The following is a 24,622-nucleotide window of genomic DNA, read 5'->3' as shown; positions in this document are numbered from 1 at the left end:
TGTCTACGCTCGCCGATCAGGCTGCCGGGGTGGCCGGCACGCCTTCGTCGCTGCGGTTGCCCGACAGCACGCGGGCCAACTTGGCACGATCCAGCTCGCGCTCCCACGCCGAGATCACCACGCAGGCCACACCGTTGCCGGTGATGTTGGTCAGCGCGCGGCACTCGCTCATGAAGCGGTCGATACCGAGGATCAGCACCATGCCCGCCACCGGAATCGTCGGCACCACGGCCAGCGTGGCGGCCAGCGTGATGAAGCCCGCACCGGTGATGCCCGATGCACCCTTCGAGGTCAGCATGGCCACGGCCAGGATGGTCAGTTGCTGCGTCCAGGTCAGTTCAATGTTCAACGCCTGCGAGATGAAGATCACCGCCATCGTCATGTAGATGTTGGTGCCATCCAGGTTGAACGAATAACCGGTCGGGACGACGAGGCCCACCACCGACTTCGAGCAGCCCAGCTTCTCCATCTTTTCCATCAGGTGCGGCAGTGCTGATTCCGACGAGCTCGTGCCCAGCACGATCAGCAGCTCTTCCTTGATGTACGCGACAAAGCGGAAGATGTTGAAGCCGACCAGCCGCGCAATGATGCCCAGCACCACCACGACGAAGATGATGGCGGTCAGATAGAACGTGCCGACCAGCTTGAGCAGCGGCACCAGCGAGATCACGCCGTATTTGCCGATGGTGAACGCCATGGCGCCAAACGCGCCGATCGGGGCCACGCGCGTGATGACATGCACGATGCGGAAGAACACATGCGAGATCTGGTCGATAAAGTCCGTGACCATCTGCGCACGGTCACCCATGGCCGAGAGCGCACCGCCAAACAGCAATGCAATCAGCAGGATCTGCAGGATGTCGCCCTTGGCGAAGGCATCCACCACCGTGCTCGGGATGATGTTCAGCAGGAAGTCGACCGTGCTCGCCGATTGCGCCTTGGCGGCGTACTGCGCCACGGCCTTGGCGTCGATGGTGTGCACATCGACGTTGAAACCCGCACCCGGATTGAAGATATGGCCGGCTGCCAGACCAATCACCAGCGCGAAGGTCGAGACCACCTCAAAGTAGAGCAGCGCCTTGCCGCCCACGCGGCCCACCTTCTTCATGTCGCGCATGCCGGCAATGCCGGACACGACCGTACAGAAGATGATCGGCCCGATCACCATCTTGATCAGTTGAATAAAGCCATCACCCAGCGGCTTCATCTTCACAGCGAGTTCGGGCGAGTAATGGCCCAGCAGAACGCCGATGACGATCGCCGCCAGCACCTGTACGTACAGGATTTTGTAGAACGGTTTTTTCATGTCTTCCTCGAGTGTCACAGACCGGCCGTGCGCTCAACTGCTCGCCCGGTCCGACCCGCCCTGGTGTGGTCTCTCTCCTGCCTCGATACGCCGGCTTATACCGACTCTTCCAGCGTTTCCCGCAGCAGGTCGCCCTTTATTGCAAGGGCTGTGCCAATGTGAAATCTCCGTGTCAGCGCCCCGCCAGCCCTTGTGCCAGCTTGGTGTGACTACGATGGCACTCGCCCCACCCGTCGTCAATCCCGGAATCCGCGCACAAGCACTGTCCGGACATCCGGAAAACGTGTTGCAGCGCAGCAGCGCGCAGCTTGGTCGCGGAGGACGCCTACGGGATGCCTACGTTTGGGGCCGTATAATGCCGGCTCGTTACGCAAATCCACATGTGCGTGCGACGCCAGGAAGCCCTTCACGTCCTGCGCCGCCCGCCGCCCTCGCCCTCCCAGTTTTCTCTCGGTCCGCCCATGAGCAGCCACTACCAGCACCACGTCTTCTTCTGCCTGAACGAACGCGAGGACGGCTCGCGCTGCTGTGCCGACTTTGGCGCCAAGGCCATGCAGGAATACGCCAAGAAGCGCTGCAAGGAACTCGGCATCAACGGCGAAGGCCGCGTGCGCATCAACAAGGCCGGGTGCCTGGACCGCTGCGAACTCGGTCCGGTCATGGTGGTCTACCCCGAGGCCGTCTGGTACACCTTCGTTGACCAGGAAGACATCGACGAAATCATCCAGAGCCATCTGATCGAGGGCAAACCGGTCGAACGGCTGATGGTCGATCGCCCCGCCTGAGCCCGCTTGAGTTTTTCCCGACTCGCTTTTCCATGAACGTGCATACGCAAGAACGCCTGATCGCAGGCCCGGTCGGGCAGATCGATCTGTCCATCGACCAACCGGATGGCGCACCGCGCGGTTTGGCGCTCATCGGCCATCCGCATCCGCTGTTTGGCGGCACCAAGGACAACAAGGTCGCGCAGACCTTGGCACGCACCTTCGTCGGCCTCGGCTACGTGACGGTGCGCCTGAACTTCCGCGGCGTGGGCAAGACCGAGGGCACGCACGACAACGGCATCGGCGAGCAGGACGACATGCTGGCCGTGCTTGACTGGATGCGCACGCAAACCGAATGGTCGTCCGATGTGGCCACACTACCCCTGGCGCTGGGCGGTTTCTCGTTCGGCAGCTTTGTCGTCTCGCAGGTGGCGCGCCGCCTGGCTGAAGCCGGCACACCGGCAGAGCGTCTGGCGCTGGTCGGCACCGCCACTTCGCGCTGGGATGTCGCCCCGGTGCCGGCCGACACCATCATCATCCACGGCGAGCAGGATGACACCGTGCCGCTCATCGACGTGCTCAATTGGGCGCGACCGCAGGAATTGCCGGTGATCGTCATTCCGGGCGCCGATCATTTCTTCCATCGCAAGCTGCATTTGATCCGGCAGCTCGTTACCGGCGCCTGGGCGCCACGGCCGTAACTTTCACCCGTTGATTTCCCGTACGCCGCGCCTCCCCCCGTGCGTGGCGTCATTGAACTCCAAGCAGACCGCAGGACCCGACATGCAGAACCGCTTTGCCCATTTCACGCCTTCCGCCCTCCATTCCGCCGCCGCTGCCGCTGTGGCGGCTGCCGTGCTGGTCACCGCGCTGCCTGCCGCTGCGCAGCCCGTGCCCGCCCCGCAAGTGGCAGCCCGCTCCTGGATGCTGACCGACGTCACCAGCGGCCAGGTGCTCGGCGGCACCAACATGGACGAGCGCATCGAACCCGCCTCGCTCACCAAGCTGATGACGGCCTATCTGGTCTTCGAGGCCGTGCGCGACGGCAAGCTCAAGTACGACCAGATGGTCACGCCCACCGAGACCGTGCGCACCGTCAAGACCGACGAATCGCGCATGTTCCTGCAGCCGGGCAAACCCGCCTCGGTGCGTGAGTTGACGCAGGGTCTAATCATCCAGTCGGGCAACGATGCAGCGCTCGTGCTGGCCGAGGCCGTGGGCGGCACCGAGACCAACTTCGTGATGCTGATGAACCGCGAAGCCGAGCGCCTGGGCATGAAGAACACGCACTTCGCCAATGCTGCCGGCCTGCCCGACCCGAACCACTATTCCACCGCACGTGATCTGTCGATCCTGACGTCTGCGTTGATCAAGAACTTCCCGCAGGACTACAAGTTCTATTCGCAGAAAGAATTCACCTATAACAACATCAAGCAGCCCAACCGCAACCGCCTGCTGTGGCTCGACCCGACCGTGGATGGCGGCAAGACGGGCCACACCAAGTCGGCCGGTTACTGCCTCGTCACGTCGGCCAACCGTCCGCTGCCCGATGTGCCGGGCGCTAGCCGCCGTCTGCTGTCGGTCATCATCGGCACCAAGAGCGACCAGGTCCGCACACAGGAAAGCCTGAAGGTCCTGAACTACGGCTACCAGTTCTTCGACACGGTGCGCCTGTACCAGGCCAATGCAGCGCTGCAGACGCTCGACGTGTACAAGGGCCAGGCCAAGACCGTGAAGCTGGGCGTGGCCGAAGACAAGTGGATCACCGTGCCGAAGGGCGCAGGCGCACGCCTCAAGCCGGTGCTGGAGCACAAGGAACCGCTGCTCGCCCCGATCGCGCAAGGCCAGCAGCTGGGCACGGTCAAGGTGATGGACGGCTCGACCGTGGTGTCGGAATTCCCAGTGGTGGCGCTCGAAGGTGTGCCCGAAGCTGGCTTCGTCGGCCGTACGATCGACGCAGTCAAGCTGTGGTTTAAAAAGAAGTAATCGACCCCATTTACTTCGACATGACTGCCTCTCACACTCCCCCGCCGGGCCACATCCCGCCCGAACAGTCGCTCATCGAATATCCGAGCGATTTCCCCATCAAGGTGATGGGGCCGATGCATGACGACTTTGCCAAGACCATCGTCGAGGTGGTCCGCCAGCACGACCCTGAATTCCACGAGGGACGCCTGGAAAAGCGCCCGTCTTCCAGTGGCAACTATCTGGGCCTGACGGTGATCGTGCGCGCGACCAGCCGCGAGCAACTCGATGCGCTGTACCAAGCGCTGACGAGCCATCCGATGGTCAAGATCGTGCTGTAACGCATCGCGCACGCAACGTAAAACGCCCCGGTACACCCGGGGCGTTTTCTTTGGCGCGCAAAGGCGGCATCAACCCTTGGCGACATGCCCCAGGCAGACCGTGTTGTCGCGCATCAAGCGCTCCAGTTTCAGCTTGAACGCCGCGATCTCCGGCAGCAGCCACGCGCGAAACGCCTGCATCTTGGGCGTCTGCAGCGCGCTGTGAGGGCAGACGAAGTAGTAATTCCACGGGCATGGCGTCGTCGTCTCGAACAGGCGCACCACGCGGCCGGTCATCAGATCGTTGAAGGCCAGGGTCGGGCGGATCAGCGCAATGCCCTGCCCAGCCGCCGCCGCCTGCAACAGCAGCGATGAATCCTGGAACATCAACCCGCCGCGCGGCTCCACAAAGCCCGGGACGCCGGCCGCCTCAAACCACGGCGTCCAGTCCTCGCCCTCGCTGCGCAGGAGGGTCATGGTCGCCATCTCGGCCACCGTGCGCGGCAGGCGCCCTCCGTTGAATGACGGGCTGCAGATCGGGAAGAACACGTCGTCGAGCAGCTTTTCCACATACAGGCCCGGATAGTTGCCCGAGCCCATGCGCAACGCCACGTCCACCTCCTCACGCGCGAAGTCCACCAGCGCGGGGCTGGAGAACAGCTCGACCTCCAGCTCCGGATGCTTTTCGATGAACGTGCCAATGTGCGGCGTCAGCCAGCGCGCAGCAAACGACGGCATCGTGCTGATGGTCAAGCGGTTGTCGCGATTACCGGCGCGCAGTTGATGCGTGGCCTGGGCGATCAGGTCGAGCGCCTCGCGCACCCGTTCGGCATAGGTGCGGCCCGCATGTGTGAGTACGACGCGCTTGCCGCGCCGCTCGAACAGCGGCACGCCCAGCTCCTCTTCCAGCGTGCGCATCTGATGGCTGACGGCGCCGTGCGTGACGAACAACTCCGTCGCGGCGCGCGAAAAACTCTCATAGCGAGCCGCCGCCTCGAAGACTCGCAGCGCGCCAAGTGAAGGCAGGCGCATCGGTTCGCGGATTTCCGTCATCGTTCCCTCCGTGTTTTCGTAGTGCTTTATGTGAGCAGCACTATCAAGAACCTCAATATATATCGTTTGGTACTAGGCAACCAAGCGCCTAGACTTCCTTCAACGGCAAGGCCCTATCCACTGCCGTGAAGGAGCCGATCATGAAAGCTGTACTAACAAAAATTGTATTCACCCTGCAGCCCGGCGAAGTGGTGGCATTGCGCATGCCGGCCAACCAGAATCTGCGCGTCGAAGAAGCCCACGGGCGCGACGTCTGGGTCACCCACGAGAACACAGCCGGCGATGAATGGCTGCACGCCGGCGGCAGTGTTGCCGTGAAGCGCGGCGAAGAAATCGTCGTCTCGGTCGACCCGAAGGCGATCGGCCCCGTCTCGCTGGCCGTGGAAGCCACCGACGGCCACATGCCGCGCAAGCCGTGGCACGTGACGGACGGCTGGCGCCATACGCTGGCGGCACTGGGCTGGAACGAACACGCTGATACACCCGTCGTGGCCGCCTGATTACGCCTCCTTTTGCGGCAACTGCCGTAAAAGCCCGATGCCGGCGCGATGCCTCCCATCGCGCCGGCATCATTTTTTGGTCCGACCCTGCAGGGGAAGCGGGCAAAGGCGCGGCGGCAGGCGACAGTGACGGCCCTGCGCTACACTCGCGGGCATGATTCCGATTGACATCGTCGAACGCGGTTTGCAGGACTACGCCGCCTGCTTCGACGAAATGCAGACCTTTACCGCCCAGCGCGGTCCCGACACCCCCGACACGATCTGGCTGGTCGAACACCCGCCGGTGTTCACGCTCGGTCTGGCTGGCGATCCGGCGCATCTGTTGGCCCCCGGCAACATCCCTTTGGTGAAGGTGGACCGTGGCGGACAGATCACCTACCACGGCCCCGGCCAAGTCGTTGCCTACCTTTTGCTGGATCTGCGCCGCCGCGGGCTGTTCGTGAAAGCGCTGGTCAACGCCATCGAAGCGGCCGTCATCGAGACGCTCGCCACGTATAATGTCGCCTCCGAACGCAAGGCTGGCGCCCCCGGCATCTACCTGTCGAGCGGGCCGCAGAGTGGGCCACATGCGGGCGCCAAGATCGCCGCGCTGGGGCTGAAGATCCGCAACGGCTGCAGCTACCACGGCGTGAGCCTGAACCTGGCGATGGACCTCTCGCCCTTCACGCAGATCAACCCGTGCGGCTACGCCGGCCTGGAGACCGTCGATATGGTGACCGCCGGCGCGCACGATGCGTCTGGGCGCGCGGTCAATGCGTCCGACTGGCAATCCGTTTCCCGCGACCTGGCCAATGCGCTGGTCGCCCAATTGCAGCAACGCGCACAAGCGCAATCTGCCGAAGCCGCTACCGCCTAGCGACCGGCATGCAGTAGACCCAAGCGTGTGTCACAAGCGCACGCGGAGAACACGATGACCGATTCCGCCACCGGCGCCACTGTGACCGCCACCCCGTCGAACGAGCCGTACGACGCCACCCGCAAGCAGAAGTCGCTCGACAAGACCGCGCGTATCCCCATCAAGATCGTGCCAGCCGAGAAGCTCAAGAAGCCGGACTGGATTCGCGTGCGCGCCGCCACCGGCAACTCGCGCTTCTACGAGATCAAGGACATCCTGCGCGCCAACAACCTCGTGACGGTGTGCGAAGAGGCAAGCTGCCCGAACATCGGCGAGTGCTTCGGCAAGGGCACGGCCACGTTCATGATCATGGGTGACAAGTGCACGCGCCGCTGCCCGTTCTGCGACGTCGGCCACGGCCGCCCGGACCCGCTCGACGTGAACGAGCCGGAAAACCTGGCCAAGACCATCGCCGAACTCAAGCTCAACTATGTCGTCATCACCAGCGTCGACCGTGACGACCTGCGTGACGGCGGCGCCCAGCATTACGTCGATTGCATCTCGCGCACGCGCGCGCTGTCGCCGGCCACGCGCATCGAAGTGCTGGTGCCCGACTTCCGTGGCCGCTTGGAAAAGGCGCTGGACATCCTCCAGGAATGCCCGCCGGACGTGATGAATCACAACCTCGAAACCGTGCCGCGCCTGTACAAGCAGGCTCGCCCGGGTGCGGACTACGCGCACTCGCTCAAGCTGCTGAAGGACTTCAAGGCCCGCAACCCGAACGTGCCGACCAAGTCCGGCCTGATGGTCGGCCTGGGCGAGACGGATGAGGAAATCCTCGAAGTCATGCGCGACATGCGCGAGCACGACATCGACATGCTGACCATCGGCCAGTATCTGGCGCCGTCGGGCCACCACCTGCCGGTGCTGCGCTACGTGCACCCGGACACCTTCAAGATGTTCGAAGAGAAGGCCTACGAGATGGGCTTCACGCACGCCGCCGTGGGCGCCATGGTGCGCAGTTCGTACCACGCCGATCAGCAAGCGCACGAAGCGGGCGTGGTCTGATCAAGCGGTAACGCTGCACAAACAAAAAGGGCCTTGGGATTGAACCCAAGGCCCTTTTGCTTTGGTGCGGCCGACTCAGGCGCACAGATCAGGCACGCGAAGCAGCGTCCTTCGGATACGAAGCATCGCCGTTCCACGACAGGTAGCCGTTGGTATCGGCTTGGCGGTCGGCGCCTTGCGTATAGACGTCGTACTTGGCGGCAGCGCCGTCGGTGTACGGATCAGCCTTGGCAATGGCGCCTTCGGTATAGGGATCGAACTTGCCGGCGGCGGCACCTTGGGTGTACGGGTCGAAGCGGTCGCCCTTCCACGACAGGTAGCCGGAGGTATCGGCCTGGCGATCGGCACCTTGCGTATAGACGTCGTACTTGGCGGCAGCGCCTTGGGTGTACGGATCGGACTTGGTCACGGCTTGACCATTGGTGTACGGCTCCTTGGCTTGTGCGGCGGCGGCCGGTTGGGCCGACAGCAGTGCTGCAGAGGCGGACACGGTGGCCACGAGGGCCAGCAGGGTGTTACGGGAGAAGGCGGTAGCGAGACGGGTGTTCATGATGGGCTCCTGATCTGTCTGGATGTTGAGTTGCGCTCAGTTCGTTGCGCTTGAGATCAGAATAGATCGTTGCCCCTGATGGATAAATGTCAGTTCGCCGAAAATACTGTTCTCAAAAAATCAACAATAGATCGCCATGCTCGGTATTGATGTCGTCGTTCTCACGTCACTCGATCACGCCGAGCCTTTCCCACAGCGGGCTGGGTTTCTGCACCATGCAAAAGAAAACCGCGCTCGTCGGCGCGGTTTCGATGGCGGGGGCCGTGAACTCACGGCTGTGCCGGCTGCCCCGGGCGCGGCGCACTGGGCGGCTGCGCCACCGGACGCCCCGCCTGCGTGCTGCGCCACCACCCCATCAGCGTCAGCACCAGCCAGAAGAACTGCGAGAGAAACGACGCCAGGTTGAACGAGCCCGTCAGCGAAATCAGAAGGCAGATAGGGCCGATCAGATTCAGGCGAACGGTAAATGCACCCGTTGGCGATTTGTGCAGAACCTGCACGCCAAAATGCGCGACAACATAGGCGGCGACGCCGACCAGACCGACAACATCGGTAAAACCTAGAGAGGCCATGGCGTGTTCACAGTTGCGCCGGTTGCCCCGGGCGCGGCGCGCTGGCTGGCTCCGCCACCGGACGCCCGGCCTGCTTGTTCCGCCACCAGCCCATCAAGGTCAGCGCCAGCCAGAAGAATTGCGTCAGGAACGACGCAAGGTTGAACGAGCCCATCAAAGAGATCAGGATGCAGGCAGGTCCAAGCAGGTTGAGGCGAACGGCAAACGCGCCGGTCGGTGACTTATGCAGAACCTGTACGCCAAAGTGCGCGGAAACATAAGCGGCGACGCCGACCAGACCGACAACGTCGGTAAAACCCAGGGAAGCCATGGTGTGGTGCTAGAAAGCAGAGGTTGTGGAAAAAGGGTTACAGGTAGAGCGCCGTCGCCCGCCGCTCAGTACGTCGCCGTCAGCTTGAGCGCGACGGTGCGCCGGCCCAGCGTCATGCGATCCGCGCCATTGCGCACCGACGGCAGGTTCGCGTAAGCGGGTGCGTCCGCGCCCGTGAAAGCCGCGGACAGCGTCAAAAACTTGTTGATGGGCCGCGACAGCTCGATGCGGTAGTCGGTAAAACCAAACGCGCTGTGATGCCGCACGTGCTCATGCCCCACATGCAGGCCGAGCGTGAAATCGTTCGGCAGCGGCACGTCCCAGTTGGCTTCGGCGTAGGTCGAGCCACGGCTGCCTTTGTCGATGCCATCGGCCAGCGAGTTGCCATCGAAACCGAAGTAGTTCGACAGCGACGTCCACAGCTTGACCGATACGCCGCGCCAACCGGCGCCGACCATCCATTCGGTGTAGCCGTAGCCGGTGGCCGGGCCGCCAGCGATGGCCTTGTCGTAGCGCGCACCGGGGTACCAGTAGCGGTAGAGCCCGGTGGTCAGTTCGATGTCGTGCGCGGTCTTGGTGGCGTAGCCAAGGTAGGTGTCGATCTCCGCATGGCCGCCAGCGATGACGTGGTCACTCACCTGCGAGCCCCACACGCCGGCATAGAAGCCACTGGGTGCGGTGTAATCGAGGCCCGCTTGCAGCGCGGGCTTCCCCCACGTCTGGCGCAGGCCGCGTGAAACGTACTGCGAGACAACGGAGGCGTGGGCCGACCAGCGCTTCTCGTCGCCGGCCGACGCCTCTTCAGCGAACGCGGGCAATGCAGCAGCAGCGCATGCCACGGCCCCGCCGACTGCCGACACCACCTTGCGCCAGCGCATTACGGAGCCACCAGCTCGTCGGCGACCAGTGCAGCGCTTGCCACCTTCTGCAGTGCCTGCAGCGGCGACTTGCCATGCACGTAGAACGCAGCATCCGAACGCTCGAGCGGGACCACACCGCGAATCCGGTCGGCGATCTTCTCGGCCATCATGATGGTCGGCGCGTTCAGGTTGCCGGTGATGATGCGCGGCATGATCGACGCGTCCACCACGCGCAGGCCTTCCAGCCCGTGCACGCGGCCTTCGTTGTCGACCACGGCCATCGGATCGTCCGCCGAGCCCATCTTGCAGGTGCAGGACGGGTGCAGCGCGGTCTCGGCGTGGCTGCGCACAAAGGCGTCGATCTCGGCATCGGTCTGCACGCTCGGGCCGGGGCTGATCTCGCGGCCGCGATACTGGTCGAACGCACGCTGGGCGATGATGTCGCGCGTGATGCGCACACCGGCGCGGAACTCGCGCCAGTCCACGTCGTGTGCCATGTAGTTGAACAGGATGCGCGGCTTGTCACGCGGGTCGCGCGAAGCGAGCTTCACGTAACCCGTGGACGGCGAACGCATCGACCCGACGTGACACTGGAAGCCGTGCATCTTCACCGGGTTGCTGCCGTCGTAGTTCACGGCCAGCGGCAGGAAGTGGTACTGGATGTTCGGCCACTCGAAGCTGTCGTCGCTGCGGATGAAGCCGCCCGCCTCGAAGTGGTTGCTGGCGCCTGGGCCGGTGCCGTTCATGTACCACTCCAGGCCGACCTTAGGCTTGTTGTACCAGAGCGTGTTTTCGTAGATCGACACCGGACGCAGGCACTCGTACTGGATGTACATCTCCAGGTGGTCCTGCAGGTTCTCACCCACACCCGGCAGATGCGCGACCGAATGGATGCCCATCGCGCGCAGCTCATCTGCATTACCGATGCCCGAACGCTGCAACAGTTGCGGCGAGGCAATGGCGCCACTGGTGACGATCACCTCACGGCGCGCGCGCCAGGTTTCACGGTTGCCGTCCATCAGCGCTTCCACGCCCACGGCACGCTTGCCTTCGAAGATCACGCGATCGGCCAGCACACGCGGCAGCACCGTCAGCGTGGAACGCTTGCGCGCGTTGTCGAGATAGCAGAGCGACGTGCTGGCGCGGCGGCCCTTGGCGTTGACCGTGCGGTCCATCGGGCCCAGGCCTTCCTGGCGATAGCCGTTCAGGTCATCCGTTGCCGGAATGCCGGCCTGCTCGCCGGCCTCGACGAAGGCATGGAATAGCAGGCTGTTGTCGCGCTTGGGTGTGGTGACCTGCAGCGGGCCGGAATCGCCATGCCAATCGTTCGCGCCCTTGTCATACGTTTCCGATTTGCGGAAGTACGGGAGGCAGTCGGCGTACGTCCAATCGGGCAGATTGAAATCGCTGGCCCAGCGCTCGTAGTCCATCGCATTGCCGCGAATGAAACACATGCCGTTGATGAGTGACGAGCCGCCCAGCCCCTTGCCGCGCCCTTGCGACATGCGGCGGTTGTTCATGTGCGGCTCGGGCTCAGTCTCGTAGGCCCAGTTGTACGTCGTGCCCTGCAGCGGATACGCCAGCGCGGCCGGCATCTGCGTGCGGAAGTCCCAGCGGTGGTCGGGGCCGCCCGCTTCGAGCAGCAGCACGGTCACGTCCGGGTCTTCGGTCAGGCGCGCGGCCAGCACGCAGCCAGCCGAGCCCGCGCCCACGATGATGTAGTCGTATTCCTGTACGGTGTTCGTCGTCAAAACGTGCCCTCCCTTTTTACTCAGCGTCCGCGCCGAACCAGCCCATCGGCTGCGGCGCCAGGTTGATGTAGCTGTGCTTGAGTTCGGTGTACTCGTCCAGACCACCGCGGCCGAGCTCGCGGCCGATACCGCTGGCCTTGTAGCCGCCCCACGGCGCTTCCGGGAAGTACGGGTGATAGTCGTTGGCCCACACGGTGCCAAAGCGCAGCGCGCGGGTGACGCGGTTGGCGCGGTCGAGATCGCGCGTCCACACGGCGCCCGCCAGGCCGTACGGCGTGTTGTTGGCGCGGCGCACGGCTTCCTCTTCGGTGGAGAAGCGCTCGATGGTGAGTGCCGGGCCGAAGATCTCTTCGGTGGCGATCTTCATGTCGTCGCGCACGTTGGCCAGCACCGTCGGTTCCAGCCAGAAACCGCGCTCGAATTGCTTGCCTTCGGGCGCCTTGCCGCCACAGCGCAGCACCGCGCCTTCCTGCACGCCGGCCTGGATCATGTTGATGATCTTCTGGCGTTGGAACGCGGATTGCACCGGGCCCATCTGCGTGCCCTCGGCAAAGCCGTTGCCCACGCGGATGCGCTTCACACGTTCGACCAGCGCGTCGACAAAGCGGTCGTGAATACCGTCTTGCAGCATCAGGCGCGAACCGGCCGAGCACACTTGCCCCGCGTGGAAGAACGCCGCGTTGACGGCGTAATCGACAGCGGTGTCGAAGTCCGCGTCGTCGAAGATGATGTTCGGGTTCTTGCCGCCCAGTTCCAGGCCGATTTTCTTGAAGTTGCCGATGGCCGCGTTCATGACGGCCGCGCCGGCAACGGCACCGCCGGTGAACGAGACGAGATCCACGTCCAAGTTGCGCGACAGCTCGGCACCCGCTTCGCCCGCACCGGTAATCAGGTTGAACACACCCGCCGGCACACCCACTTCAATCAGCAGCTCGGTAAAGCGGTGCGTGGTCAGCGGCGTCAGGTTGCTCGGCTTGATGATGATCGTGTTGCCCGCGCCCAGTGCCGGCGCGATCTTCCATGCGGCCTGCAGCAGCGGGTAGTTCCACGGCGTGATCAGGCCACACACGCCCACCGGCTCGCGCAGCGTGCGGCTGATGACGTGCGACGGCGCCTCGTTGACGAGACCCGACTCGGTCGCGACCAGCCCTGCGAAATAGCGGAACGTGGCGGCAATGCCGTCCATGTCCCAACGGCTTTCGATAATGGTCTTGCCGGTGTTCAGCGATTCGAGCGTAGCCAGGTTCTCGGCATCGGCGTCGATGGCGTCGGCAATGCGGTTGAGCAGGCGGGCGCGCTCACGGGTGCCGGTGTTGCGCCACGGGCCTTCGTCAAACGCGCGGCGAGCAGCGGCGATGGCGCGCTGCGCATCGGCCACGGAGGCATCGGCGGCCTGCGTCAGCACGTTTTCGGTGGCGGGATCGACGATGTCGCGGTACACGCCGCCTTCGGGCTGCACCCACTGGCCGTCGATGTACAGATCAAGACGGGGAGCGAGCGTAGTGGAACGGAGATCGGTGGAAAGAGAAGCTTGCGTCATATCCTGGACCGGTTAAGCGGGTTGAAACACCCGGGCTGGCGCACGAAGAAGCCGGCGCCCGAAATACCGACACCGTAGCGTCGCGATCGACGCATTTCGGCACGGCGGCTCAAAAATTCACTGTCAGTGTTTTTATTTACCTTTGGAGAATCATGGACTAGTCTAGGAAGAAATGGTTGCCTACGACCAATCGTTAAGACCTAATTTCCATAAAAATCGATAGATTTCAGCTATTTAGCAGGCGCTATACTGTTGCAAACAACCTTCAGTGAATTCCGATTCATGACCGCCGCCTCACTCCCCGCCGCCGATGGCGCGCTTGACGACGACAGCTTTGCCGGGCGCCTCAAAGGCGTGCTGACGCGCGAGCGCATCCAGCTCAAGCAGGTGGCGGCCGCGCTGGGGGTGTCGCCGTCGGCAGTCCACAAATGGACGCGCGGCGGCGAGATCGAATACGCCAACCTGCTCGCGTTGGCCCGCTTCCTGAACGTGAATTGGCTGTGGCTGCGCTACGGCGACCGCGCCCTGGCTGACCTGGAAGCCAACCTGAACACCGACACCCGCGCCCGCGAAGGCCGCCAGAAACACCTGGCCGCCATCGTGGAAAGCGAGGCGCGCATGACCTTCGCGCAAGAAATTTCCGGCGTGGTCACGTGGGAGTGGAACCTGCTGACCGATGCGGTGGCGTATTCGCCGAATGCCGCGCGCCTGTTTGGCCGGCCGATCCGCACACTGGACGATTTCTGGCAGTGCGTGATTCCGGAAGACGTGCCAGGCGTGGAGGCTGCTGTGGCGCGGAACCTGTCCGAAGGCGGCGTCTACGAACATGAATTTCGCATTGCGCCCGCACCCGGCAAGGTGTGCTGGATCGTCTCGCGCGCGACGCTGGTGCGGGATACGCAGGATCGGCCGGTCAAGATGATCGGCCTGAGCCTGGACATCACCGAGCGCCGCACGGCGGAAGCCGCATTGCGCGATTCCGAGGCGCTGCTGGCCGAGGCCCAGAAAATCGCCCGCCTCGGCGGCTGGATCTGGGAGCCCGGCACCGACGCGTGCCGCTGGACGGACGAGGCCTACCGCCTGTTTGGCTGGACGCCGCCGGGCTCGCCGGTATCCATGGAGCGATACCTAGCAGCCATTGTTCCGGCGGACCGCGCGCGCGTACAGGCGGTGCTGGACGAGGCGGTCGCCAGCCGGCAGCCGTATCGCGTGGAATACACCATCACCCTGCCCGACGGCACCCACCGCCACATCCGCGAGGAAGGCGAAGTACAGGACCCGACGGCCACCACGCCCACCATGGTGGGCGCAGCGCAGGATGTGACGGCCGAAGTGGAGGCCCAGGCGGCCTTCCGCAACAGCGAAGCCAAGCTGCGTAGCCTATTCGAACAGGCGCCGGTCGGTATCGCGCAGGTCAGCCTGGAAGGCCGCTGTCTGCACGCCAACCCGTGGCTATGCAAGCTGCTGGGCCAGTCCGAAGCGGCACTGCAACAGCGCACGCTGCTCGACCTGACACACCGCGATGACCTCGCCCGCCACCTGCGCCAGTACGGCGAACTGCTGGCCGGCACGATGCCGACGTATGCGCTCTCGCTGCAACTGGTACGCGGCGATGGCTGGGCGGTGCCGGTGCGTTTGACCACGTCATTGGCGCGCGATCCGGCCACCGAGGCGCCGTTGCATCTGATCACCATCGTCGACACCGTGCCCGAGGCGGGCGCCTCATAAACACCCCTTCACCTGACGTAACACACGTCAACTCGTAGCAAGCCCGTCAATCGTTGCGAAGTTTTCCGGCACACCCGGAGTACCGGCATAGACTCACCAAAAAGCACCATTAGTTAATTTTTAAACCCGTAGTAATTTTCGCGTCACTTGCCTCGCCCCCGGTTGTATTGGCCGGTGATGCACAGAACAAGGAGACCGGCTTTGGCTTCTTCCTCCGCCGCCCGCGCGGCCTATCACAAGCGAACGCTGCAGTGGGGCTACCGCTGGGCGCTATGGGCCGCCATTCTCTGGGGTGCCTGGTACATCCCGGGCACCGCCGTCTGGCATGAATCTCCGTTCGCCACGCTCGACCTCGCTGACCCGCGCGTCTTCCTGACCTGCGCGGCCGTCATCACGGCGTTCCACTGCTGCATGGTGATGGTGTTCCAGTGGGTGTGGCTCGGCACGCTCGGCAAGCTGGGGGATTACTTCCGCACCCTCTTGCAGTTCCGCAAAATCTCGTCGTGGTACTTCCTGGCGGCCATTGCGGGCGGGCTGATGGCCAACTTCGGCTCGTATCTGGCGATGGGCTATGTGGGCGCGGTATTCGCGGCGGTGGCTGGCCTGATGTACCCGGTGGTGGGCGCCACGGTGGCGCGGTTCTGGTACCGCGAGCGCATCAGCACACGGGCGGCGCTGGGCATCGCCATCATCATCGGCGGGGGCGTAGCGATCTACGCGCCCGCGCTCATCGCCGAAAACCACAGCGGCAGCAACGTGTGGATCGGCTATCTGGGCGGCGCCATGGCGGCCATTGGCTGGGGGCTGGAAGGCGCCATCGGCGCGCGCGCCATGGATGTGAGCGACCCGGACTGCGGCGTCTCCATCCGCTACACGGCCGAGGCCATCTACTGGATCGCTTTCGTGCTGCCGGCCGTCGCGCTGTTCGCACACGTGCCGGTCCCGGTGACGGACATCGTCTCGGGCATCGTGCACAGCAAGGCGCTGCTGTGGCTGGCGGCAGGCGGGCTCACCTTCGCGTTCTGTGCGGTGGCTTGGTACAAGTCGATTCCGCTGATTGGCGTGGGCCGCGGGCAGGCGATGGCCGCGCTCTACGCGATGTTCGCCACCATCTTCACGGCCATCTTCACGCTGCAGTTTCCGCAGTGGTACTTCCTGATCGGGCTGGCGCTGGTGATTCTCGGCAGCTTTGTGATGGTGTCGGAAAGCTCGGAAAACCTCGAAGTCATTCGCGGTACCGCCCCCACCACCCCAGCGGAGACCCACGCATGAAGCTGCATATGAAAGGCTACATCCTGCAACTGCTCGCCAACGGCGAAGCCCTGTGGGACGGCGAGATCGTTCATCGCGCCTGCCAGGAATACGGCAAACCCGAAGACGAATACTGGACCGGCAGCATCCGCGCCATCATGGCCGACCTGTACTCCGGCGGCCTCGTGCAGACGCCCGAAGACGCCTTCGATGAAGCCGCCGACAAGATGCACTTCCGCTACGCCATCACCGACTTCGGCCGCCAACGCATGGCCGACACCGGGCTGATCGACCTCGAACCGAAGGAGACCACGCAATGACGAGCTATTGGGGCTATCCGTACGCCGATGTACTGGCGATCGTGATGATCGTCGGGTTGAGCGCGCTCGCGCTATATCAGGCGCGCACGTATTCGCGGCAACTCTGATTGAATTGCTCTGTCAACTTTTCGGACGTACCAACAACGGGGCTGAGCTCTTCATATCCTTGTTGTCCGATCAACGACACCAGGTGATTTCATAACATGGCAACTTGCGGAAACTTTGCCACGGCGTTCGAAGCCAACATGAACGCTCTGGGCCTACCCGCGCCAATGAGCCTTTTCTCTGCCCAAAACACGGCTGTGTCAACGCTCAGCACAATTCTCGGCGCGATCGAAAAGGTCGGCCCTCGTGCCACCGTGGGTGAGCGATTGGCGCGACTACCGGGCTGGAAGCATTGATGGTTGTCGCCTCACTGGGCGGAGCATTCTATGCAGGTGCCCTTGTGGGAAGCCTGATCGTGTCAGCCGACTCAGCCCTGCTTTGTACCGCTGGCGCTCACAATGCCAACGCTACTGCGCACAGATTTGCTCTGCGTCGCGGGTTGTGAATCCCTCCTGTCGTGGCTGACGTCATGCGGCGACACCCCGAAGTGCTCATGGCCTCCAACCTTCGGGCCAGCTACGGATTTCGAGCACGAGCCCTGTCCCAAGGGAGTATGGCGAGCACAGCATGAACCCGATTAAGGACAAAGCCGCACTGATCGCCAGCGCCCTCGTCGTGGCGGGAATTTCGTGGACATACTTTCATTACGCCGGTGAATGGGGAACACAATGGCTGTTCGTCATTGCATTCTTCATACTACTTATCGACAACCGCCGTCTCCGCAATCAGCTTAAAAAGAACGACGAAAGCGCAGTCCCGACAAGCAAGCGCTCTGAACACTGACGGATTGGACTGAGTATCCCGGTTCGAGCTCATCCAGACGATCAAACCATTTATCCTTGCAAAAAAGGCCGCCCCATTGATACCGAGGCGGCCTTTGTTTCAGATGCAGCGAGCTAACGGGCCGGCGACAACGGCCGCGTGGCTTAGGCGCCGAGCGCCGGATCGGACGCGCTGGCGCGGCCGGTCTCGACGTGGCCTGCCAGGCGGCGTTCGAAGCCAGCGTCCGTGCTTGCCGTGACGGTCAGGTCGTACCACGCGTGCTGTGCGCGCAGGTCCAGGTACACCGAAGCATCGTCACCGCCGCGCACTTCGCGCTGCACGCTCTCGCCGGTATAGGCGCTCTTGATGGTGAACACGGTGGGCGTGCGGCCGTGGTTGATCAGGCGCAGCTGCAGGTTGCCGTTGGCAACGTCGTAGCCTTCTTTTACCTCCAGCGCGCGGCCGTGCGGGCGCAGCAAACCGGAAAGCGACAGCTTGCCGACAAAGCGTCGCAGGAAGCCGTTCGGGCCATGCACAGTGAAGTCGTATGCGCCCCCCACGTTCACGGCCAGCTTGTCCGACAGACGTTTGCCCGCTTCCACCGTGTAGGTGCGCGGTGCATCGGCGCTGCCCGCGGTGTAGACGAGGAAAGCGGCGCCCACATCGCCGGTGTTCACGAACTCAAGCTGAAACTTGCCGGCGGCTTCGTCCTGGCGGCCACGCACGAACAGCTCGTACGGCAGTGCGCGGGCGGGACGCACGCCGCTCTCCTGCTTCGGCACGGCCTGCACCAGCGGCGGCAATGGAACGTAGTCGGCGTGGCGCAGCTTGTCCTTCGGCACGTAGGCGGCGGTGCTCGGCAGCGTGGGCACCACCTCGTTGGGCGTAGCGAAGTTGAACGCGGAGGTCAGATCACCGCACACCGCGCGGCGCCATTTCGAGATGTTCGGCGACTTGACGTGGTGCGTACGCTTAAAGCGCTGCTCGATGAAGCGGATGATCGACGTGTGGTCGAACGTCTCGGAACACACAAAGCCGCCCTTCGACCACGGGGACACCACCAGCATCGGCACGCGCTGGCCGAGGCCGTAGCTGCCTGCGCCGTACTTGGCATTGCCTGGGAAGTATTCGCCCGTGGTGTCGACGGTGGACAAACCATTGCTGCCCGACGATGCGAACGGCGGTACGAGATGGTCAAAGAAGCCGTCGTTCTCATCATAGGTGATGAACACCGCAGTCTTGCTCCACACCTCGGGGTTGGAGGTCAGGATCTGCAGGACCTGGTCGATGTACCACGCGCCGTAGTTGGCGGGCCAGTTCGGGTGCTCGGAGAAGGCTTCCGGTGCCGCAATCCACGACACCTGCGGCAGCGTGCCGTTCTGCACGTCGCGCTTGAGGATGTCGAAGTAGCCGTCGCCGGCCGCCGCGTTGGTGCCGGTGCGGGCCTTGTCGTACAGCGGGCTGCCGGGCTGCGCGTTCTGGTACTGGTGGAAGTACAGCAGCGCGTTGTCGCCGTAGTTGCCAATGTAGGCGTCGCTTGTCCAGCCCCATGAGCCGGCGGCGTTCAGGCCGGTGCCGATGTCCTGGTAGATCTTCCACGAGATGCCGGCGGCTTCGAGCACTTCCGGATACGTCGACCAGCCGTAACCGGCTTCCGCATTGTCGATCACGGGGCCGCCGCCGACGTTGTCGTTGCCGACGTAGCCCGTCCACATGTAATAGCGGTTCGGGTCGGTCGAGGTGGGCGTGGAGCAGTGGTAGGCGTCGCAGATGGTGAAGGCGTCGGCCAGCGCGTAGTGGAACGGGATGTCTTGGCGCGTGAGATACGCCATCGTGGTGGTGCCCTTGTGCGGGACCCAGCCGTCGTAGCGGCCGCCGTTGACGGCGAGGTGCGTGTCGTTCCAGCCGTGCGGCAGGTCTTGCAGGAACTGCAGGCCGAGGTCCGGAGCGCTTGGGCGGAACGGCAGCACCTCGCCCACACCGCCAGCGACCGGCTGATGCCACACGCTCTTGCCCGTGGGCAGCGTGACGGTGCGCGTATCGCCGTACCCGCGCACACCCTTGAGCGTGCCGAAGTAGTGGTCGAACGAGCGGTTCTCCTGCATAAGGATCACGATGTGCTGCACGTCTTCGATGCTGCGGTGCGCGTTGTGGGCGGGGATAGCCAGTGCCTGACGAATGCCTTCGGGCACCGCACCCATGGCCGCAGACGCGGCAGCCAGTTGGGCGGCGGAACGGAGAAAACCACGGCGGCTCTTGGAGGTCATCTTCTCTACCTGTTGAGGGTGTTGGGGGGTGGGGGTCAGGCGCTAAGGTAGAAAGGATTCGTGTCGGTTGCGTGAAGACGGCGCCTGTCAACAGTGGCACGCAACCCCACCCGTTTGATGGAGCACTGTTGCAAATGAGAGCAATTCTCATCTACACTGCAGCGCAACAAATTGCGGATAGCCGCCGGCATGGCGCGCTCCACCGCATCCGCGCCTAGCACGCGCATCGCCCGACAGCCCGTCGAGCGGCCCCTACATCAGATTCCTGTGCCGCAGGAGCGAGCCCCCGCTCGCCTGCCCGTGCTGATCCCCGTAGGAGCCCTCTCATGCAACGTCACGCTGATCCCGTCGCTCATCCGCCCATTGCCGCCGCGCCCGGCAACCCCGTTTTTGAATCGATTCCGGCCCTGCAGAGCGCCGGTGTACGCGCAGCCCATTGGTCTGCCGCGCAACAGCTGGCACGGCGCCGCGTGCTGTCGCGCTTGCTGCAGGCTTTGTTTCGTGAAGCACTGCTCAGCCCCGGCCAGTTGATCCCCGATACCCGCGCCGATGTGACGCTGTTGCCCATCTGGCAGCAGCGCGTGCTGTTGCGCTTTACGGGCCTACGCGCGGGTGCGCTGGGCAGTTGGACGCTGACGGGCGACGTGGCCGTGCTCGCGCACGATCGGCCGCCGGTGTCCATTGATCGGCCGTCCACGCTGCTTCATTGGCTGTCGCCGATGCTGGACACCAGCGACGCGACAGACGTCTCGCGCCTGACCGCCATTGCGCGACTGTCGGCCGAGTTGGACAACAGCCAAGACAACGACACGCTATGCCAGGCCTATCGGCTTGCCTGGGGCGAGCAGCTGGCCGCAGAACATGGCGCCTCGGCGGCGGCGCAAGACGCGCTGGCCTTGCTCACCGACGATGGCACACCACACGCTCTGGCCCGCACCGAGCAATGGGGCACCGGCGGCCACCCCTGGCACCCGGCCTACAAGACGCGGATGGGGCTGTCGCCCGATCAGGTGATTGCGCTGTCGCCGGAGTTCGAGGCGCAGGTGCCCATCGGGCTGGTCGCCGTGGCCGCACATCGTCTGCAGGTGACCACGATGGCGGGTGCGCAACCCTACGCTGCCTGGTTTGCGTCCACCTTCCCCGACGCCATGCGTGCGTTCCGCCACGCCTTGCTGGCACGTCAGCTGGCGCCGGAAGCGTGGTTGCCACTGCCCGTCCACCCGTGGCAGCGCGACACGACGCTCGGCGAGACCTTCGCCGATGAATTGAAGGCAGGCGAACTGATCGTGTTGCCCGAGATCACCATCGCGGCACGGCCGACCATGTCGTTCCGTACCGTGGCGGCGACCAATGCGCCGGGCGGTCCGATGCTGAAGCTGCCCGTGAGCATGCGACTCACCAGCGTGGAGCGCACCGTGTCGCCCAAATCCGCCGTCATGGGCCCGCGCGTGAGCATGCTGCTGGAAAGCATCCTCGCGGCCGATGCGGCGCTGGCATCCGTGTTGTCGATCGTGCCGGAGCGCCACGGCATCCACCTGGCCGGCACGGACGACGATCGCGCGCGCCACCTGTCGATGATCGTGCGCGACAACCCCACCGCTCGCATCCCCGGCAATCAACGGCTGCTGCCCGTGGGGGCGCTGTTCACGCCAGATTTCACCGCCGACATGACACAACCGGCCGCGCCCACGCTGCTCGATACCGTGCTTGCACGCCAAGCCGCCGGCACCCGTGCGGAACGCGCCACGCGTTTCTTCGCGGCTTACCTGGGCGTAGCGATTCCGGCCGTCGTTGGGCTGTATCTGCGCTATGGCATTGCGTTGGAGGCGCACCAGCAGAACACCTTCGTCGTCATCGACGAAGGCGGCATGCCGGTGCGGCTGGTCGTGCGCGACTTTGGCGACGTGAAGATCTCGTTGCCGGCGTTGCAAGCGCAAGGCTTCTCCATCGAACCTTTCCGCGCTGGGCACACCACGTACCCGGACCGCGACGTCCCACGCAAAAAGCTGATCCACGCGTTCCTGCTGTGCCATATCGGTGAGCTGGCGTTGGCGCTGTTCCCGGACCACGGCAGCACAACGGGCCTGCGCCAGTGGCGTGACGCCATGCACGCTGCGTTCGACGCCAGCCGCACCGTCATGGATGCCGACACCTGGGCACATGAGCGTCACGCACTGCTCGAAGCACCGTGGACGTTCAAGACCTTCGTGCGCATGCGCCTGCGCGACCAGTCCGATGACATGCATGCCGCGTTGCCGAATCCATTGGCTGCGGTGGCCACGGCATGAGCTCGGTCGTGCGTGCCGACGCGTGGCGTAGCGCCATTCGGTGGCTGCTCATCATTCAGGCACTGTCGATGGGCGCGATGGAGATGACCGGCCCGTTCTGGCCGCTCTTCCTGCGCGAATTGACGCCGGTGCCGCACGTGCCGTTCGCGTGGGTGGCCAGCGCGGCCTACTTTGCACCGATGGCCGCCACGCTGCTGACGGCCCCCTGGTGGGGACGGCTGGCGGACCGCGTGGGTGCCAAGCCGATGATCCTGCGGGCATTGGTGGCGCTGGCGGCGTCCCAGTTGTGGTCGGTCTATGCGGACTCGGCGGCCAGCGTGCTGCTGGCGCGCACGGTGCAGGGCGGGCTGGCGGGCTTTCTGGCCGCCGCGCAGATCTATGCCATGCGCGTGGCGCCGGCCGACATGCGCCGACGCGTTTTCGCGGATCTACAAACCGTCACCGCGTGCGGCAGCTTCATGGCACCGCCAGTCGGCGCGTGGCTCGTTGCGTGGATGGGTTTTCGGATGGCCAACACGGCGGGTGCCGTCATCATCCTGGCGTGCATTCCGCTGGCGATGCTGTATTTGCCTTCGGTGCCACCCCGCCTGCGCGAAACGTCCCACCCGACGGCGGACACATCCGCCACGCAACACGCGCCGCTGGGCGGGCTCGTCATCGGCCTGCTGCTGGGTACCGTGGCCGTGCAGGCAGCGCGCGTCATGCCGCAGGGTTTTCTCGCGCCGTACATCACCGAAACGCTCCATGGCTCGGTCATGCTGGCGGGCCTCGCCTATAGCGCCACGGCGGCGACGCTGGCGTTGTCGGCGCGTTGGTGGGCGAAACGTTTCGCGGGGTTGCCGGTGCACGCCACGCTCGGCCGTGTGGGCATGCTAACGGCGGTGTGCGGGGTGACCGCGCTGTGGCAAGGCTTGGCGCAGGGCGAGATCGGCTTCATTGCGGCGCGCCTGGCTTGGGGCATCTGCCTGGGTGGTCTGCTACCGGTCATGAACAGCCTGGTCGCTGAGACCAGCCCGCTAGAACGCCAAGGTTTTGCCCTGGGGCTGTGCAGCAGTGCAGCCAAGGGCGGTGCGCTCATTGGACTAGGCGTGGCGGCCGTTTCGACGGGGCTCTTCGGCTGGCGCTCGGGGTTTATCGCCATGGCAGCGATGTACGTTGCAGCCCTGGCCGCCGTGCTGATCGTGCGCCGCGTGGCGTCACCGCGCGGGGCGCCTCCGGTGGTGCAGGCTCAGCGCGCCTGACGCCTGGCGCGCCGTAGTAGATGCGTCTGCTCGGCGCGCCAGACGAGGTAGCCCAGACCCAGGAAGGGCCACAGCCAGCCGATCCACTGCGACAGGCTGTTGAAATGCACGAAGCGCCCCAACCGCCACGCTTGCGCCGACACCCACGAATACGGGCTCGGCGGCAGCACGTTAGAGAGCACGATGAGCGCAATCAGCAGCGTCATCGCCAACCCGCCCCGCAGCCAGCGCGGCAAACGCACCAGCAGCACCAGCGCGAGCGAGCCAACCACCAGCCCAAAGCGCGCGCCGGACGACAGCCAATCCCACGCCCCCGCCAACGGAAACTGCAGCAGCGTCGCACCGGCCTTCAGTAGCAGCGTGCTGGTCAATAGCGCAGCCAGCAGCGGCAGCATGGGCGCCCCACGGCGCATGGTCACCGTGGCCAGCAGCGCCGTGCCGACCCAGCTGCAGGCGGTGATGAGGGCTTCCAGCAATTCCTGCCGCTGCAGCGCCTCGGGGTGCGCTTGCAACTGATCGTGCCAGTCGAACAGATCGGGAAACCAGTTGCGGATCACACTGGTCAGGAACGCATCCGGCGACGGGTCCAGCAGCATGCTGCGCACCACGCCACCCATGCTAAAGAGAAACTCCTGCGGAAACGTCTGCGCAAACGGCCACAGCAGCAGCAACAGAATCGCAAACGTGGCATGCGGCTCAAACCAGTGCTTGCGCACACCCCGCAGTCCACCGCGATCGATCAACCGCCCCGCAAACGGCGCCATGATGATCCCGCCCAGCAGCGCACCGATCGTGTTGGTTGCCAGATCGACGTTGGAGGAAATGCGCGTAGGCAGGTAGGTCTGAATGGCTTCCATGGCGCCAGACAGCAGCAACCCGGCGAGCATCGCCAGCAGCACCGCACGCCAGCCCGTGATACGCGGATGCAACGCCAGCACCGTCAGCATGCCCAGCGGCATATAGCCCCACACGTTGGTCACTAGGTCGAAGCCGGTGTTGTAGCGGGGCAGCGGCGCGGTCAGGAAGGCAAACGGCGACACGCCCGTATCCGTCCACCCGGCAAACGGATAGAGGCTGGCGTAGATGACCAGCAGCACAAACCACCCCAGCCCGACGCGAGCAAGCGGCGAGTGGCGATGCGGGGCAGGTACGGCGGGTTGCGAGTGGAGGTCCGTCACCGGAGGGTGCTGCGAGTCGTCTGGAAGGAGAAACGGACGGGTTCGGAAGAAGCGCGCCCATGATAGCGTCCGATGCCGCACATCACGG

General features: G+C 64.5%; 23 protein-coding genes. 13 read left to right on the top strand and 10 right to left on the bottom strand.

Going from position 1 to position 24,622, the window contains the following annotated elements:
* Nucleotides 1-16 precede the first annotated feature (16 nt).
* Nucleotides 17-1,306, bottom strand: a complete 1,290-nt coding sequence (locus ACS7SF_RS11715) for a dicarboxylate/amino acid:cation symporter (RefSeq protein WP_048933323.1) — start codon at nt 1,304-1,306, stop codon at nt 17-19.
* A 461-nt stretch (nt 1,307-1,767) separates the two neighbouring features.
* Between ACS7SF_RS11715 and ACS7SF_RS11710 the strand changes: the two genes are divergently transcribed.
* The 4 genes from ACS7SF_RS11710 to ACS7SF_RS11695 all read left to right on the top strand — a co-directional run bounded on the left by ACS7SF_RS11710 (nt 1,768) and on the right by ACS7SF_RS11695 (nt 4,376).
* Nucleotides 1,768-2,091, top strand: coding sequence for a (2Fe-2S) ferredoxin domain-containing protein (locus ACS7SF_RS11710; RefSeq protein WP_439889949.1), 324 nt, complete (start codon nt 1,768-1,770; stop codon nt 2,089-2,091).
* Between the two features lie 32 nt (nt 2,092-2,123).
* A complete protein-coding gene (locus ACS7SF_RS11705) occupies nt 2,124-2,771 on the top strand; it encodes an alpha/beta hydrolase (RefSeq protein WP_439889948.1) in 648 nt (215 codons plus the stop codon).
* Nucleotides 2,772-2,853: 82 nt separating this feature from the next.
* Nucleotides 2,854-4,056, top strand: a complete 1,203-nt coding sequence (locus ACS7SF_RS11700) for a D-alanyl-D-alanine carboxypeptidase family protein (protein WP_439889947.1) — start codon at nt 2,854-2,856, stop codon at nt 4,054-4,056.
* Nucleotides 4,057-4,076: 20 nt separating this feature from the next.
* Nucleotides 4,077-4,376 (top strand): HP0495 family protein, encoded by a 300-nt coding sequence (locus tag ACS7SF_RS11695; protein ID WP_366172160.1) that lies wholly within the window; start codon nt 4,077-4,079, stop codon nt 4,374-4,376.
* Between the two features lie 69 nt (nt 4,377-4,445).
* On the opposite strand, the gene ACS7SF_RS11690 is transcribed toward ACS7SF_RS11695, so the two are convergent.
* On the bottom strand, nt 4,446-5,408 hold the full coding sequence (locus tag ACS7SF_RS11690) for a transcriptional regulator GcvA (protein WP_439889946.1): 963 nt from the start codon (nt 5,406-5,408) through the stop codon (nt 4,446-4,448).
* A 140-nt stretch (nt 5,409-5,548) separates the two neighbouring features.
* Here ACS7SF_RS11690 and ACS7SF_RS11685 point away from each other — a divergent pair, with 140 nt between their 5' ends.
* The 3 genes from ACS7SF_RS11685 to lipA all read left to right on the top strand — a co-directional run bounded on the left by ACS7SF_RS11685 (nt 5,549) and on the right by lipA (nt 7,811).
* Nucleotides 5,549-5,908, top strand: coding sequence for a DUF2917 domain-containing protein (locus ACS7SF_RS11685; RefSeq protein WP_426396683.1), 360 nt, complete (start codon nt 5,549-5,551; stop codon nt 5,906-5,908).
* 154 nt (nt 5,909-6,062) lie between these two features.
* Nucleotides 6,063-6,764 carry a lipoyl(octanoyl) transferase LipB gene (gene lipB, locus ACS7SF_RS11680; protein WP_439889945.1) on the top strand — a complete coding sequence of 234 codons (702 nt, stop codon included), beginning with the start codon at nt 6,063-6,065 and terminating at the stop codon, nt 6,762-6,764.
* 54 nt (nt 6,765-6,818) lie between these two features.
* A complete protein-coding gene (gene lipA, locus ACS7SF_RS11675; protein ID WP_439889944.1) occupies nt 6,819-7,811 on the top strand; it encodes a lipoyl synthase in 993 nt (330 codons plus the stop codon).
* A gap of 88 nt (nt 7,812-7,899) precedes the next feature.
* Here the strand turns inward: lipA and ACS7SF_RS11670 are convergent, their stop codons facing one another.
* The 6 genes from ACS7SF_RS11670 to ACS7SF_RS11645 all read right to left on the bottom strand — a co-directional run bounded on the left by ACS7SF_RS11670 (nt 7,900) and on the right by ACS7SF_RS11645 (nt 13,394).
* A complete protein-coding gene (locus ACS7SF_RS11670; protein WP_439892747.1) occupies nt 7,900-8,220 on the bottom strand; it encodes a hypothetical protein in 321 nt (106 codons plus the stop codon).
* Between the two features lie 410 nt (nt 8,221-8,630).
* Nucleotides 8,631-8,933, bottom strand: a complete 303-nt coding sequence (locus tag ACS7SF_RS11665; protein ID WP_439889943.1) for a CBU_0592 family membrane protein — start codon at nt 8,931-8,933, stop codon at nt 8,631-8,633.
* 7 nt (nt 8,934-8,940) lie between these two features.
* The gene (locus tag ACS7SF_RS11660) at nt 8,941-9,243 is read right to left on the bottom strand and encodes a CBU_0592 family membrane protein (protein WP_439889942.1); all 303 of its coding nucleotides are present in this window, start codon (nt 9,241-9,243) and stop codon (nt 8,941-8,943) included.
* A gap of 65 nt (nt 9,244-9,308) precedes the next feature.
* A complete protein-coding gene (locus ACS7SF_RS11655; protein ID WP_439889941.1) occupies nt 9,309-10,121 on the bottom strand; it encodes a TorF family putative porin in 813 nt (270 codons plus the stop codon).
* Nucleotides 10,121-11,854, bottom strand: a complete 1,734-nt coding sequence (gene betA, locus ACS7SF_RS11650; RefSeq protein ID WP_439889940.1) for a choline dehydrogenase — start codon at nt 11,852-11,854, stop codon at nt 10,121-10,123. The genes ACS7SF_RS11655 and betA overlap by 1 nt, the downstream gene beginning before the upstream one ends.
* Nucleotides 11,855-11,870: 16 nt before the next feature.
* Complete coding sequence (locus tag ACS7SF_RS11645; protein WP_439889939.1) at nt 11,871-13,394, bottom strand: aldehyde dehydrogenase family protein; 1,524 nt, start codon at nt 13,392-13,394, stop codon at nt 11,871-11,873.
* 282 nt (nt 13,395-13,676) lie between these two features.
* Here ACS7SF_RS11645 and ACS7SF_RS11640 point away from each other — a divergent pair, with 282 nt between their 5' ends.
* From ACS7SF_RS11640 to ACS7SF_RS11625, 4 genes are all read left to right on the top strand, one after another.
* Nucleotides 13,677-15,122, top strand: coding sequence for a PAS domain-containing protein (locus ACS7SF_RS11640; RefSeq protein WP_439889938.1), 1,446 nt, complete (start codon nt 13,677-13,679; stop codon nt 15,120-15,122).
* Between the two features lie 201 nt (nt 15,123-15,323).
* Nucleotides 15,324-16,394 carry a hypothetical protein gene (locus ACS7SF_RS11635; protein ID WP_439889937.1) on the top strand — a complete coding sequence of 357 codons (1,071 nt, stop codon included), beginning with the start codon at nt 15,324-15,326 and terminating at the stop codon, nt 16,392-16,394.
* Nucleotides 16,391-16,693: a hypothetical protein gene (locus ACS7SF_RS11630; RefSeq protein WP_439889936.1), complete on the top strand. Its 303-nt coding sequence runs from the start codon at nt 16,391-16,393 to the stop codon at nt 16,691-16,693. Before ACS7SF_RS11635 ends, ACS7SF_RS11630 begins: the two co-directional genes overlap by 4 nt.
* A gap of 672 nt (nt 16,694-17,365) precedes the next feature.
* Nucleotides 17,366-17,581, top strand: coding sequence for a hypothetical protein (locus ACS7SF_RS11625; RefSeq protein ID WP_439889935.1), 216 nt, complete (start codon nt 17,366-17,368; stop codon nt 17,579-17,581).
* 143 nt (nt 17,582-17,724) lie between these two features.
* On the opposite strand, the gene ACS7SF_RS11620 is transcribed toward ACS7SF_RS11625, so the two are convergent.
* The gene (locus ACS7SF_RS11620) at nt 17,725-19,827 is read right to left on the bottom strand and encodes a phosphocholine-specific phospholipase C (protein ID WP_439889934.1); all 2,103 of its coding nucleotides are present in this window, start codon (nt 19,825-19,827) and stop codon (nt 17,725-17,727) included.
* Nucleotides 19,828-20,153: 326 nt separating this feature from the next.
* Between ACS7SF_RS11620 and ACS7SF_RS11615 the strand changes: the two genes are divergently transcribed.
* The gene (locus ACS7SF_RS11615) at nt 20,154-22,115 is read left to right on the top strand and encodes an NRPS-independent rhizoferrin synthetase (protein WP_439889933.1); all 1,962 of its coding nucleotides are present in this window, start codon (nt 20,154-20,156) and stop codon (nt 22,113-22,115) included.
* Nucleotides 22,112-23,356 (top strand): rhizoferrin export MFS transporter, encoded by a 1,245-nt coding sequence (locus ACS7SF_RS11610; RefSeq protein WP_439889932.1) that lies wholly within the window; start codon nt 22,112-22,114, stop codon nt 23,354-23,356. Before ACS7SF_RS11615 ends, ACS7SF_RS11610 begins: the two co-directional genes overlap by 4 nt.
* On the opposite strand, the gene ACS7SF_RS11605 is transcribed toward ACS7SF_RS11610, so the two are convergent.
* Entirely contained in the window at nt 23,344-24,534 is a 1,191-nt protein-coding gene (locus ACS7SF_RS11605; RefSeq protein WP_439889931.1) for a VanZ family protein, read from the bottom strand. The genes ACS7SF_RS11610 and ACS7SF_RS11605 overlap by 13 nt on opposite strands.
* Nucleotides 24,535-24,622: the final 88 nt, after the last annotated feature.

The organism is Ralstonia sp. 25C, from assembly GCF_051904805.1.
Lineage (GTDB): Bacteria > Pseudomonadota > Gammaproteobacteria > Burkholderiales > Burkholderiaceae > Ralstonia.
This window is presented reverse-complemented; position numbering and strand designations above follow the sequence as displayed.